The following is a 13,394-nucleotide window of genomic DNA, read 5'->3' on the forward strand; positions in this document are numbered from 1 at the left end:
TTTGGGGAGAAATGAAGCAGCCTGGCGGGCCGGGAAGGCCCGCCAGGTGGGGAGAGCGACTTAGAGCGCCGCCAGGCCGCGAGCCAGATCGGCTTGCAGGTCGGCCAGGTCTTCCAGGCCCACCGCGACGCGGATCAGGTTGTCACGAATACCGGCGTTCGCACGCTCGGCGGGACTCAAGCGACCATGCGAGGTCGTCGCCGGGTGGGCAATGGTGGTCTTGGTGTCACCGAGGTTGGTGGTGATCGAGATCACCCGCGTGGCATCGATAAAACGCCAAGCCGCCTCTTTGCCACCCTTGACCTCAAAGCTGACTACTGCACCGAAGGCACTCTGCTGACGCTTGGCCAACTCATGCTGCGGATGACTGGGCAAACCGGCGTAGTAGACATGCTCAATGCCGGGCTGTTGCTGCAGCCACTGCGCCAATTGCAGCGCGCTGGCGCAATGCGCCTGCATGCGGATACGCAGGGTTTCCAGGCCTTTGAGAAAGATCCAGGCGTTGAAAGGGCTGAGTGTAGGCCCGGCGGTACGCAGAAAGCCCACCACTTCGGTCATCAGCTTGGCCGAGCCTGCGACCACACCGCCCATGCTGCGGCCCTGACCATCGATATATTTGGTTGCCGAATGCATCACCACATCTGCACCGAGCTTGAGCGGCTGTTGCAGCGCTGGGGTGCAGAAGCAGTTGTCCACCGCCAGTAGCGCGCCTTTGCTGTGGGCGATATCCGCCAATGCGGCAATATCCACCAACTCAGCCAGCGGATTGGACGGTGACTCGACAAACAGCAGTTTGGTGTTGGATTTGAAGGCATCGGCCCAGCCATCAAGATCAGCCAGCGGCACGTAATCAACCTGCACGCCGAAGCGCTTGAGGTACTTCTCGAACAGGCTGATGGTCGAACCGAATACGCTGCGCGACACCAGTACGTGGTCGCCAGCGCTGCACAGACTCATGACAATAGCCAGAATCGCCGACATGCCGGATGAGGTCGCGACCGCCTGCTCGGCCCCTTCCAGGGCGGCAATGCGCTCCTCGAAAGCACGCACTGTCGGGTTGGTGTAGCGCGAATAGACATTGCCCGGCACTTCGCCAGCAAAACGCGCGGCAGCATCGGCCGCGGTGCGGAATACGTAGCTGGAGGTTGGGTAGATCGCCTCGCTGTGCTCACCTTCTGGCGAGCGGTGCTGACCGGCGCGCACCGCCAGAGTATCGAAGCCGACGCCGTCGAGATCGCTGTCGAGACGCCCGGCTTGCCATTCAATCGTCATTGCCAATTTCCTCAACCGGCCCGCAGCAGCGGGCCGGACTGCAACCTAGTTGTTGTACAGGTCGATAATCGCGCTGACGGCCTGGGACTTGACCTTGGAGGCATCGTTGCGCGCCTGCTCGATCTTATCCAGGTAGGCCGCGTCGACATCGCCGGTCACGTACTTGCCGTCAAACACCGCGCAGTCGAAGTTGTCGATCTTGATCTTCTTGCTGCCACTGACCGCTTCGATCAGGTCCGGCAGATCCTGGTAGATCAGCCAGTCGGCGCCGATCAGCTCGCACACTTCCTCGGTGGTGCGGCCGTGCGCGATCAACTCATGGGCGCTTGGCATGTCGATGCCGTACACGTTCGGGTAACGCACCGCTGGCGCGGCCGAACAGAAGTAGACGTTCTTCGCCCCGGCTTCGCGGGCCATCTGGATGATCTGCTTACAGGTGGTGCCGCGCACGATGGAATCATCCACCAGCATCACGTTCTTGCCGCGGAACTCCAGTTCGATGGCGTTGAGCTTCTGCCGTACGGATTTCTTACGGGCAGCCTGGCCCGGCATGATAAAGGTACGACCGATATAACGGTTCTTGACGAAGCCTTCGCGGAACTTCACGCCCAGATGGTTAGCCAGTTCCAGTGCTGCGGTACGGCTGGTATCCGGAATCGGGATGACCACGTCGATATCGTGCTGCGGACGTTCACGGAGGATCTTGTCAGCCAGCTTCTCGCCCATGCGCAGGCGCGCCTTGTACACCGAGATGCCATCCATGATCGAGTCCGGACGCGCAAGATAGACGTGCTCAAAGATGCACGGCGCGTATTTTGGGTTCGCCGCGCACTGACGGGTGAACAGCTTGCCTTCTTCGGTGATGTACACCGCTTCGCCCGGCGCGAGGTCGCGAATCAGGGTGAAGCCGAGCACGTCGAGGGAGACGCTTTCCGAGGCGATCATGTATTCCACGCCTTCGTCGGTATGACGCTGACCGAAGACAATCGGGCGAATACCGTTGGGGTCGCGGAAACCGACTATGCCGTAACCGGTGATCATCGCCACTACCGCGTAACCACCCAGGCAGCGCTCGTGCACATCAGTCACCGCGGCGAACACGTCTTCTTCGGTGGGCTGCAGCTTGCCGCGCTGGGCCAGCTCGTGAGCGAACACGTTGAGCAGCACTTCCGAATCGGAGTTGGTGTTGACGTGGCGCAGGTCGGACTCGTAGATCTCCTTGGCCAGCTGCTCGACGTTGGTCAAGTTGCCGTTGTGCGCCAGGGTGATGCCATAAGGCGAGTTGACGTAGAACGGCTGGGCTTCGGCCGAGCTGGAGCTGCCCGCAGTCGGGTAGCGCACATGGCCAATGCCCATATGACCGACCAGGCGCTGCATGTGCCGCTGTTGAAACACGTCACGCACCAGGCCGTTGTCCTTGCGCAGGAACAGGCGGCCATCATGGCTGGTGACAATACCGGCAGCATCCTGGCCGCGGTGCTGGAGGACGGTGAGCCCGTCATACAGCGCCTGATTGACGTTCGATTTACCGACGATACCGACAATGCCGCACATGTGACGCAACCCCTACTCAATGAAACACGATGATTCGCAATGCACTTACGGCAGTTTAGGCTGCTGCAGTGCCTCTTTGAACGGTAACTCCACCGGCGCCGTAACGCCGCTGGCCAGCCACTCACTGGACAGACCCAGAATCAGGTTTTTCGACCAATCAGCAACCATCAGAAAATGCGGTACAAGTGCTGATTCCTGCCACCAGCTGTCTTGCTCCACCGGTGCCAGGCTGATCAAACCGACCAGCACCACGACCAGCAGGCCTCCGCGCGCCGCGCCGAAAACCATGCCGAGAAAACGATCTGTCCCTGACAGTCCGGTCACCCGAATCAATTCACCAATCAGGTAATTGACCAGGGCACCCACCAACAAGGTGACCACAAATAGAATCGCGCAACCTGCAATGACGCGCGCCGAGGGCGTCTCGATAAAATCCACCAGGTGCTGTGACAGTGCGCCGCCGAACATCCAAGCGACCACGCCAGCAATAATCCAGGTAAGCAGTGACAGGGCTTCCTTGACGAAGCCTCGGCTCAGACTGATCAGACTTGAAACGGCGACAACGGCGATAATCGCCCAATCGACCCAGGTGAATGCCACGATGCAGGTTACCGACGAGAAAGGCGCTGCATTTTAGCAGAGCACCTGTGTGGGGCGTAAGCAAAGGATTCGCCAACCGCTGAAATGCCCGGCCCGCCTAGTGGCGGGCCAAACAGTTCGGCTTGACGAAGAACGCCAAGCCGCTTACTCAGCCGGCTTCGGGCTGAAAACGCACCACAAAACCATTGAGCTTGTGCTGACGATTGAGCTGATCACGCAGGCGATCCGCCTCGGCACGCTCAATCAGCGGCCCAACAAATACCCGGTTCATGCCATCGACACTCCGGATATAGGCGTTATAGCCCTGAGTGCGCAGGGTTTTCTGCAGTTTCTGCGCACCGTCGCTGCTGGACAAACTCGCCAGCTGCACCGACCAACTGATCGGCAGGCTATTGGCATCCAGCTTACTCGGCGCAGGCTGAGGTGGTTCTGCCAAAGTCTCAGGAGCGGCAGCTGGTGTCGCTGGAGTGATGGGTTCGGCCGGCAGCTCACTCACAACAGGCTCGCTTGGCTCCAGGCTTTGCGCGGCCTCGCTACCAATCGGCTCATCAGGCAAAAGCTGCGGTTCAGGCACGGCCACAGGCTGTAATTCAACGTCAGGAGCCTGGGGAACCGCAGGCATTTCAGGCGCGTCTACCTGCACGCGCTGCGAATCATCCTCACGCGACAACAGCATTGGCAGGAAAATAACTGCCAGCGCCAGCAATACCAGCGCACCGACCATGCGCTGCTTCAATCCCTTATCCAGCAAAGCCATCCTGCACGCCCCCATTGGCTTGGCGGGCCAGCCAATCCAGGGCCTCGGCCACGCAGTAGAAAGATCCAAACAGCAGCACTTCATCCCCATCCGAAGCCTGCTCACACTGAGCTTCAAGCGCTGCCTGCACACTGGTGTAAGCAGCCACTTGAGCCCCGCTGTTATGCAGATGCGCCTGCAGCTCGCTGGCAGCCCGTGTGCGACTGGTCGGCAAAGCCGCCACCGCCCAACTGTCCACTTCGCTTAACAACGGCGCCACTACACCGGGCAGGTCCTTGTCAGCCAGCAAACCAAACACGGCAAGGCGCTTACCTGCTAGCGAACGACTGGCCAAACGCTGAGCGAGATACTCGGCAGCATGGGGATTATGCCCAACATCGAGCAACAGCGTGAGTGACTTACCCTGCCAATTGAGGCTTCTGCGATCTAGACGCCCGGTCACCCGGGTCTGCTGCAACGCCTGACTGATCACCTCAGGCTGCCAGGGCAGCTGCATCACTGCATACGCCTGCAGAGCCAGGGCAGCGTTTTCCATGGGCAGGTCGAGCAGCGGCAAGTGAGCCAGCTTCAGCACTTCGCCTTGATGATTGAGGCCGTACCAGGACCAATCCTGCGCATTCAGGCTCAGGTCATAGTCACGGCCACGCAGAAAGAATGGAGCATCGAGCAATGCTACTTGATCTAGCAGCGGCTGCGGCGGCTCAAGATCGCCACACAGAGCAGGTTTTCCAGTACGGAAAATACCAGCCTTCTCAAAAGCCACCGACTCACGGGTATCACCCAGCCAGTCGGCGTGGTCGATGCCGATGCTGGTAACCAGGGCGATATCGGCATCCAGTAGATTCACTGCGTCCAGACGCCCGCCAAGGCCAACTTCCAGCACCAGTGCATCCAGACCAGCTTGCTGGAATAACCAGAAAGCGGCCAGGGTGCCCATTTCGAAATAGGTCAGTGAGGTGTCACCACGCGCGGCCTCGACAACGGCGAAGGCCTCACAGAGCATGGCGTCAGTGGCTTCGACGCCCGCGATCTGTACTCGCTCGTTGTAACGCAACAGGTGCGGTGAGCTGTAGACACCGACTTTGAGGCCCTGCGCTTGCAGCAGCGAGGCAATAAACGCACAGGTCGAACCCTTGCCATTGGTTCCAGTGACGGTAACCACATGCGGCGCCAGCTTGGACAAGCCAAGACGCTGCAAAACGATCCGCGAGCGCTCCAGCCCCATATCAATGGCGCTGGGGTGCAGCTGCTCCAGATAGCTCAGCCAATCGGCAAGGGAGCGCTCGGTCATGCAGTCGCCGGCAGGGCTACAGGCGACGGTAGGCCCATCAGCTGAGCCAGCAAACGCGCGAGACGCGGACGCAGTTCAGCACGGTGAATGATCATATCGATGGCGCCGTGCTCCAACAGGAATTCGCTGCGCTGGAAGCCTTCTGGCAGCTTCTCGCGCACGGTCTGCTCAATCACCCGCGGGCCAGCAAAGCCAATCAGAGCGCGGGGCTCGGCAACAATCACATCACCGAGCATGGCCAGACTGGCCGACACGCCGCCGTACACGGGGTCAGTCAGCACGGAAATAAATGGAATACCCTCTTCACGTAAGCGTGCCAGCACGGCCGAAGTCTTGGCCATCTGCATCAGCGAGATCAGCGCTTCCTGCATGCGTGCACCGCCGGATGCGGAGAAGCACACTAGCGGGCAACGCTGCTCCAAAGCGGAATTGGCGGCGCGGACAAAGCGCTCACCCACAATGGCGCCCATCGAACCACCCATAAAGGAGAACTCGAACGCGCAAGTCACAATCGGCATACCTTCCAGGGTGCCGCGAATCGACACCAGGGCATCTTTCTCGCCGGTCTGCTTTTGCGCGCCAGCAAGGCGATCCTTGTACTTCTTGCTGTCGCGAAACTTGAGGCGATCAACCGGTTCAAGATCGGCGCCCAGCTCTTCACGTCCTTCAGCATCTAAGAAGATATCCAGGCGCGTGCGGGCATCGATACGCATGTGGTGATTGCACTTGGGGCAAACATCCAGAGTCTTTTCCAGCTCGGGCTTGTACAGCACCGAATCGCAGGACGGGCACTTATGCCACAGGCCTTCGGGCACCGAACTCTTTTTGACCTCGGAACGCATGATCGATGGGATCAGTTTGTCTACCAACCAGTTGCTCATGCTCTTGACTCTCCAAAGCTGTTAACCGGACGGGCTGCACTAAATGCGACCAAGCCTAACCGGGAAAATTCATGGGTACGGTCGTTTCAGGGGCCGGTGAGAGCTATCCGCATTGCCCACCCGCCACCTCAAACGACCGCCTGCAGCGTTTATCAAACCTGCAACAGGGGTATGGACGGCCAAGCCAGCAGCGTCGTCACATCAACCCTGCGCACCTTAAGCAGTCTTTACCGCCTGCATAAAAGCGCGAATCTTCTCAGCATCCTTGATGCCCTTGGTCTTTTCGACGCCACCACTGACATCCACGGCATAGGGACGCACCTGAGCGATGGCCTGGGCAACATTCTCAGCCGTCAGGCCGCCCGCCAGAATAACCGGTTTGCTCAAGCCTTGAGGCACCAGCGACCAATCGAAGGCCTCCCCCGTCCCCCCCGGAATGCCTGGCACATAGGTGTCCAGCAGGACACCACTGGCATTCTTGAACAGCGCCACCTGCGCAGCAATGTCATCGCCCGGCTTGACCCGTAACGCCTTGATATAGGGGCGATGGTAGCCATCACAGTCTTCAGGGTTCTCGTCGCCATGGAACTGCAGCAAATCGAGCGGCACCGCATCGAGAATCTCACCTAGCTCACAGCGACTGGCATCGACAAACAGGCCCACCGTGGTCACAAAAGGTGGCAAAGCAGCAATGATCAAGCGCGCTTGCTGCAGCGTGACCGCGCGCGGGCTCTTGGCATAGAACACCAGGCCAATTGCATCAGCGCCCGTCTCGACAGCCGACAGTGCGTCCTCTATGCGGGTAATGCCACAAATCTTGCTGCGAACGGCTGACAACAGGATGACCTCGATAAATTCAGTGGAAGCCGGATGCTAGCAAATAGCCTTTCAGGCGTCAGCCGCCACATCAGGCAAGCCGGAAAGAAAGTGCGGCCCCAAGTAACGCTTGGGCAAGTCGAACTCCTCGGGGTAATCAACCTGCACCAAATACAAACCATAAGGGTGCGCAGTCACTCCACCGGTACGTCGCACACGGGTTTCCAGCACTTCCTGCGCCCACTCAACCGGCCGCTCGCCTGCGCCAATGGTCATCAGCACCCCGGCGATATTGCGCACCATATGATGCAGAAAGGCATTGGCGCGGATATCCAGCACGATAAACCGTCCGTGCTGCAATAACTCGAGGTGATGCACCGTTTTGATCGGCGACTTGGCCTGGCACTGCCGTGCGCGGAACGCACTGAAATCATGGGTACCGATAAAACACTGCGCGGCTTGGCGCATGCGCTCGATATCAAGCGGCCGATGATTCCACGTGACCTCTTCGGCCATATGCGCCGGGCGAATCTGGTCGTTATAGATCACATAACGGTAACGCCGCGCCTGGGCGCAAAAACGCGCATCAAAGTGCGCCGGCATCGATTTCGCCCACGTCACGCTGATATCACCAGGCAAATTCATATTCGCGCCCATGACCCAAGCATGCATGGAGCGCTCGACCGGCGTACTGAAATGCACCACCTGGGCACTGGCATGCACCAGAGCATCGGTACGCCCGGCACAGCTCAGGGTTACGGGAACGCCGCCAGCGACTTTCGCCAGGGCTTTTTCCAACGATTCCTGAATTGAAGGCACACCTGCACGCTGACGCTGAAAACCGCGATAGCGCGAACCTTTGTACTCGACACCCAGGGCTATCTTGAAAACGCCAACGGCAGCCGATTCGGCTGCCGTTGTAGTAAGACCATCAGACATGTATCAAACCAATTTAGCGATCAGCTCACGCGCTTCACTTTGCTGACCTTCGTTACCTTCGGTGATGACTTCATCGAGGATATCGCGAGCACCTTCGGTATCACCCATATCGATGTAGGCACGCGCCAGATCGAGCTTGGTTGCCGTCTCGTCGGTACCCGAGAGGAAGTCGAAGTCATCGTCATTATCCATACCAGACGAAGCAGTGCTTGCCGGCATACCCAGATCCGCTGGCTGATCCAGGTCATCAGACAACAGGTCAAGCTCAGCGCTAACTTCATCCAACTGAGCAGCGAAACTGTCGCTTGATGGCTGCGCAGGCGCCTCATCATTCAGCGACAGGTCGAAATCAGCCGACAGGTCGAAATCACCACCCGCTTGCTCACTCGGCAGATCAAAGCCTGGCTCAGTTACGACCGGCGCTGCACTTAGCTCGTCATCCAGACTCAGCAGAAAGTCATCTTCGGCAGCTGCCGCAGGCTTGGCCGGAGTATCTAGATCCAGACTGAAGTCAGCCAGATCGCCGCTCAGGTCAAGACTGCTATCGCCGCTTTCAGGTAGGCTCAGATCAAAACCTAGGTCGTCATCCTTGCTGTCGGCTTGCTCAACCGGCGAGCTGAAGTCCAGATCGTCATCAAGTGACAAGCTATCCAAATCGTCCAGCGAAGCCGTGTTACCGGCAGCCTGCAGATCACGATCCAGCTCAGACTCGAGATCATCCAGGCTTAGATCGAATGCATCGTCTTGATCGCCAGCAGCGGCTTTCGGGCTAGGCTCGTCCAGAGCAAGATCGTCCAGACTGAAGGTGTCCAGGCTTTCTTCAGCAGCAGCTGCGGCAGCAAAGCCTGCGCCAGCAGCAACGGCCATAGCTGGGTAGCGGGCCTTGATCTGATCAAGCTCGGCAGCACTGCCACCAATCTCACGCAGCTCGCTGTCCTGACGGGCAAAACCATTACGGTCACCCATCTCGGCATAGACTTCCATCAATTTCAGACGCAGATCACTGCGCTGAGGCTCATCATTGATGGCGCTTTGTAGTAGTTCAGCAGCCTGAGGGAAGCGACCGTAGGCAATATAGATGTCAGCCTCACCCAAGGCATCGCCGGTTTGCGCAGTCACACGCTCTTCGCTCGGCAGATCGGTTTGCTGACCATCCAGTTCATCAGCCATGCCAGCAAAGCTGTCATCCTGAAGGTCCAGACCAGAATCCAGATCAGACGGGGCGTCATCAGCTGCCAAGCTTTCCTGCAGCTCGGCTTCTTTCAGTGCATTGCGGCGAGACAGCATCATCAGCGCCACCAGCAATATCAGCAGTGCACCACCACCTGCAGCGCCCAGCAAAATCGGGTTAGCCAACAAATCATCAAAGGCACTGCTTTCAGCCTGCGGCTCAGCCACTACCGGTGCTTCAGCAACAGGGGTGACCGGAGCTGGCTCAGGAGCAGCAATCGGCGCGGGCTCTACCGCAACAGGCGCTACGGTCTCGGGCTGAGCTGCAGGCTCTTCGCTGTAGTTAAAATCCGTTTCAGGTGTAGCAGCCGGGACTACGGGAGTAGCAGCAGCTGGATCCTGTGGCGCGGCCTCTGGCGCAGGCTCAACCGGAGTAGCCGGGGCCTCAGCTACCGGTGCTACTGGGGCGGCAGGTGCAACAGCTGGGGCTTGGCCTTGCGCAGCAAGATCAGCCTGCAGCTTGGCCATTTGGTCGTCTTTCAACTGAATCAGACGCTGGAGCTTGTCGAGCTGGCTCTGCAGGTCTGTCATACGGCCTTTCAGCTCATCATTTTCACGACGACTGGAATCCAGGCTTTCCTGGGTAACGGCCAATTTGTCAGTCAGCGCTTTGCTGTCGGCTGCGCCCTTGTCGCTGCCAGTAGTGGCTTTACCACTGTCAGCAGCAACCAGTTTCAGGCTATCGCCAGTTTCAACCTTGGCTGGAGTCGCGGCGGCGCTGGTGCGTTTGGTGGCATCCAGCTGACGCGCGCTGGCAGCAACGCTGCGGCCTTCACGCCAGGCTGCATTCTGCTCGGCAACCTGAGCGAGAGCTTCGCCCTGGGCACGACTCTTGACTTGTTGCTCATCGGGTAGACGCAACACCTGACCACTTTTAAGGCGGTTGATGTTGCCGCCGATAAAGGCATCCGGATTCAAGTCCTGAATCGCCAACATGGCCTGATGCACGCTGCCACCAGCACGCGCTCGCTGGGCAATTTCCCAGAGGGTGTCGTTGGCGGTGGTTTTGTATTCATTGCCTTCCAGCGGTTTGGCCGCTGGCGCAACAGGTGCTGCTGGAGCTGTTGGCGCTACAGGCTTAACGGCAGCTGAGGCCGGGCGCGGAGCAGGAGCTTGCACACGTGGCGCAGGCGCTGGTGCAGCTACAGGCATTTGCGCTGCAGCAGGAATAACGCTCTGCGGGGTATACAGCGGCGGATCCAGCAACACGGTGTATTCACGCAACAAACGGCCATTCGGCCAGAGCACTTCAACCAGGAAGTTCAGGTAAGGCTCACGCATGGGTTTGCTGGAGGTCACCCGAATGACGCTTTTGCCATTGGGCTTGAGCACCGGGGTGAATTTCAGGTCAGTCAGGAAGAACTGACGATCAACGCCGGCTTTAGTGAATGCTTCCGGGGACGCTAGGGTCGGTATAACTTCGTTGGAAGCCAGGTCACGAACTTCCAGCAACTCAATCTCAGCCACTAACGGCTGATTGAGCGCCGATTGCAGGGTCACCTCACCCAGCCCCAGCGCGTGCGCCATACCGGATGACAGCGCCGAAGCAGCTGCGATTGCCAGCACCAGTTTGCGAACCCGAACCATAGCGTTATCCCTTGTTTTATCTTTTTTTCTCGACCAGCGAGAGGATGTTGATAATTGCTGCCTACTACGCCCGAAGACGCAACCCCATCCAGCAATCAACTCAGCCAGTATTGCCAAGCTCGAAAGATTCTTCAAATTTCTTGGTAAGTATCTTTTACAGATAGTGTTTTATCAACAACTCGGCCAATTGCACAGCATTTAGCGCCGCGCCTTTTCTCACGTTATCAGACGCAATCCACAAATTGAGTTCAGCAGGATCAGCCAAACCGGCGCGCACTCGGCCAACATAGACCACATCCTGGCCGACGGCGTCGCCGACCGCGGTCGGATAATCATCCATTTGCACTAATTCCAGAGCCGGCGCGGCGTCCAGAGCAGCGTATACCTGCGTAAGGTCGATGGCCGACTCGGTCTGCACTGAAACGTTCAGGCTGTCGCCAAAGAACACCGGAACCTGAATACAGGTCACCGCAACCTGCAAATCGGGCAAGGCCAGCAACTCCTTAAGCTCGCCGGCAATCTGCCGCTCTAGCGCTGCGTGCCCTGCGCTATCGGTCTGTTCGACCTGCGCCAGCAGATTGAAGGCCATTTGCCGATCAAACAGCTGCGGCTCGAATGCTCGGCCATTGAGCAGCTCGGCGGTTTGCCGCGCCAACTCGGACACCCCTTCCCGCCCGCGACTGGAAACCGCCAGGCAGGCCGTCACAGTCACCCGCTGAATACGCACTTGCTCAGGCAACGCCGCTAGCACCGCGGCCAGTGCAACACCCGGGGCGCTTGGGCTGGTCAACAGATAAGGCGCCGTCAAGCTCGCTAAGACGACAGGATTGACCTCGGGAATCACTCGTGGCGCCTGGGCGGCGGGCAAACCACTGGCCAGATCAATCACTGCGCAGCCAGCCGCAGCGGCTTGCGAGGCATACTTCTGCGTCACTTTGCTGCCAGCAGCAAAGAACACCAGCCGCACGCTGGCAAAATCGAAGGTTTCCAGATCGCGTACGCGCAGGTTCTTGCCCTTGTAGGACAAGGAGCGTCCGGCTGACTCACCGCTGGCTACCAGATGCAGATTAGCCACCGGGAACTCGCGCTCTTCCAGCAGCTGCACCAGGGTTTCACCAACGCTGCCGGTGGCGCCGATTACGGCAATATCAAAAGTACGGGTCATGGCAAGGCTCTGATAAATAAGCCCAGCACTGTATAGCTGCACCCGCAAAATGCAAAGGAGCGGACTATTGAGCACTCGATTTGACTCGAATGCCCAACAGCCCGCCCCTCCTAATCAGCCTGTTTACGTATCAGCACCGCGCGATTAACGCTCCAGCAGGATACGCAGCATGCGCCGCAGCGGCTCGGCCGCGCCCCACAGCAGCTGGTCACCGACGGTGAACGCGCCGAGGTACTGCGAGCCCATGTTGAGCTTACGCAGACGGCCGACCGGTACGCTCAGGGTACCCGTTACAGCAGTCGGACCCAGCTCGCGAATGCTCGCTTCACGCTGGTTCGGCACCAGCTTGACCCAAGGGTTGTGCTGGCTAATCAGGCCTTCGATGTCCGACAGCGGCACGTCCTTGTTCAGCTTGATGGTCAGCGCCTGGCTGTGGCAACGCATGGCACCGATGCGCACGCACAGGCCATCAACCGGGATCGGGTTCTTGAAACGACCGAGGATCTTGTTGGTTTCTGCCTGGCCCTTCCACTCTTCACGGCTCTGGCCGTTCGGCAGTTCCTTGTCGATGTAAGGAATCAGGCTGCCGGCCAGCGGCACGCCGAAGTTATCGACCGGGAAGGATTCGCCGCGCATGGCTTCGGCCACTTTGCGATCGATATCCAGAATGGCGCTAGCCGGGTCGGCCAGTTCATCAGCCACGGAAGCATTGATCGCGCCCATCTGTTTGATCAGCTCACGCATGTTCTGCGCACCAGCACCAGAAGCCGCCTGGTAGGTCATGGCGCTCATCCACTCGACCAGGCCAGCCTCATACAGGCCGCCCAGCGCCATCAGCATCAGGCTGACGGTGCAGTTGCCACCGATGTAGTTCTTGGTGCCGGCATCCAGTTGCTGGTCGATCACCTTGCGGTTAACCGGGTCGAGCACAATGACCGAACTGTCATCCATGCGCAGCGACGAGGCGGCATCGATCCAGTAACCCTGCCAGCCGGCTTCGCGCAGCTTGGGGAACACTTCGCTGGTGTAGTCGCCACCTTGGCAGGTGAGAATCACGTCCAGGCTTTTCAGCTCGTCAATGCTGTAGGCGTCCTTCAAAGGCGCCGTTTCCTTGCCAATCGCCGGGCCTTGGCCGCCGACATTGGAGGTGGTGAAGAACACGGGCTCGATCAAGTCGAAATCCTGCTCTTCCAGCATGCGTTGCATCAGCACGGAACCGACCATGCCGCGCCAACCGATCAGACCTACACGTTTCATAACCACTACACCTATATAAGCTGACCACCGGAGACCTCCGGCGGG

Annotated in this window: 11 protein-coding genes; all 11 read right to left on the reverse strand. The window is 59.0% G+C overall.

Annotated features, from left to right (window positions below):
* Positions 1 to 60: 60 nt before the first annotated feature.
* Positions 61 to 1,272, reverse strand: a complete 1,212-nt coding sequence (locus ALTER154_RS13635; RefSeq protein ID WP_160087861.1) for an O-succinylhomoserine sulfhydrylase — start codon at positions 1,270 to 1,272, stop codon at positions 61 to 63.
* Between the two features lie 45 nt (positions 1,273 to 1,317).
* On the reverse strand, positions 1,318 to 2,826 hold the full coding sequence (gene purF / locus ALTER154_RS13640; protein WP_090252254.1) for an amidophosphoribosyltransferase: 1,509 nt from the start codon (positions 2,824 to 2,826) through the stop codon (positions 1,318 to 1,320).
* A 45-nt stretch (positions 2,827 to 2,871) separates the two neighbouring features.
* Positions 2,872 to 3,426: a CvpA family protein gene (locus ALTER154_RS13645; RefSeq protein ID WP_160087864.1), complete on the reverse strand. Its 555-nt coding sequence runs from the start codon at positions 3,424 to 3,426 to the stop codon at positions 2,872 to 2,874.
* A gap of 148 nt (positions 3,427 to 3,574) precedes the next feature.
* Positions 3,575 to 4,183 (reverse strand): SPOR domain-containing protein, encoded by a 609-nt coding sequence (locus tag ALTER154_RS13650; RefSeq protein ID WP_160087866.1) that lies wholly within the window; start codon positions 4,181 to 4,183, stop codon positions 3,575 to 3,577.
* Positions 4,167 to 5,474, reverse strand: coding sequence for a bifunctional tetrahydrofolate synthase/dihydrofolate synthase (gene folC, locus ALTER154_RS13655; protein ID WP_160087867.1), 1,308 nt, complete (start codon positions 5,472 to 5,474; stop codon positions 4,167 to 4,169). The genes ALTER154_RS13650 and folC overlap by 17 nt, the downstream gene beginning before the upstream one ends.
* Positions 5,471 to 6,355, reverse strand: a complete 885-nt coding sequence (gene accD, locus ALTER154_RS13660) for an acetyl-CoA carboxylase, carboxyltransferase subunit beta (RefSeq protein WP_160087868.1) — start codon at positions 6,353 to 6,355, stop codon at positions 5,471 to 5,473. The genes folC and accD overlap by 4 nt, the downstream gene beginning before the upstream one ends.
* A gap of 216 nt (positions 6,356 to 6,571) precedes the next feature.
* A complete protein-coding gene (locus ALTER154_RS13665; RefSeq protein WP_160087869.1) occupies positions 6,572 to 7,192 on the reverse strand; it encodes a phosphoribosylanthranilate isomerase in 621 nt (206 codons plus the stop codon).
* Between the two features lie 51 nt (positions 7,193 to 7,243).
* On the reverse strand, positions 7,244 to 8,110 hold the full coding sequence (gene truA, locus ALTER154_RS13670; protein WP_160087870.1) for a tRNA pseudouridine(38-40) synthase TruA: 867 nt from the start codon (positions 8,108 to 8,110) through the stop codon (positions 7,244 to 7,246).
* A gap of 3 nt (positions 8,111 to 8,113) precedes the next feature.
* Complete coding sequence (locus tag ALTER154_RS13675; RefSeq protein ID WP_160087871.1) at positions 8,114 to 10,927, reverse strand: FimV/HubP family polar landmark protein; 2,814 nt, start codon at positions 10,925 to 10,927, stop codon at positions 8,114 to 8,116.
* Between the two features lie 154 nt (positions 10,928 to 11,081).
* Entirely contained in the window at positions 11,082 to 12,092 is a 1,011-nt protein-coding gene (locus ALTER154_RS13680) for an aspartate-semialdehyde dehydrogenase (RefSeq protein WP_160087872.1), read from the reverse strand.
* A 144-nt stretch (positions 12,093 to 12,236) separates the two neighbouring features.
* A complete protein-coding gene (asd, locus tag ALTER154_RS13685) occupies positions 12,237 to 13,349 on the reverse strand; it encodes an aspartate-semialdehyde dehydrogenase (protein WP_069521323.1) in 1,113 nt (370 codons plus the stop codon).
* Positions 13,350 to 13,394 lie beyond the last annotated feature (45 nt).

This window comes from Pseudomonas sp. 9AZ (genome assembly GCF_902506525.1).
Classification (GTDB): domain Bacteria; phylum Pseudomonadota; class Gammaproteobacteria; order Pseudomonadales; family Pseudomonadaceae; genus Aquipseudomonas; species Aquipseudomonas peli.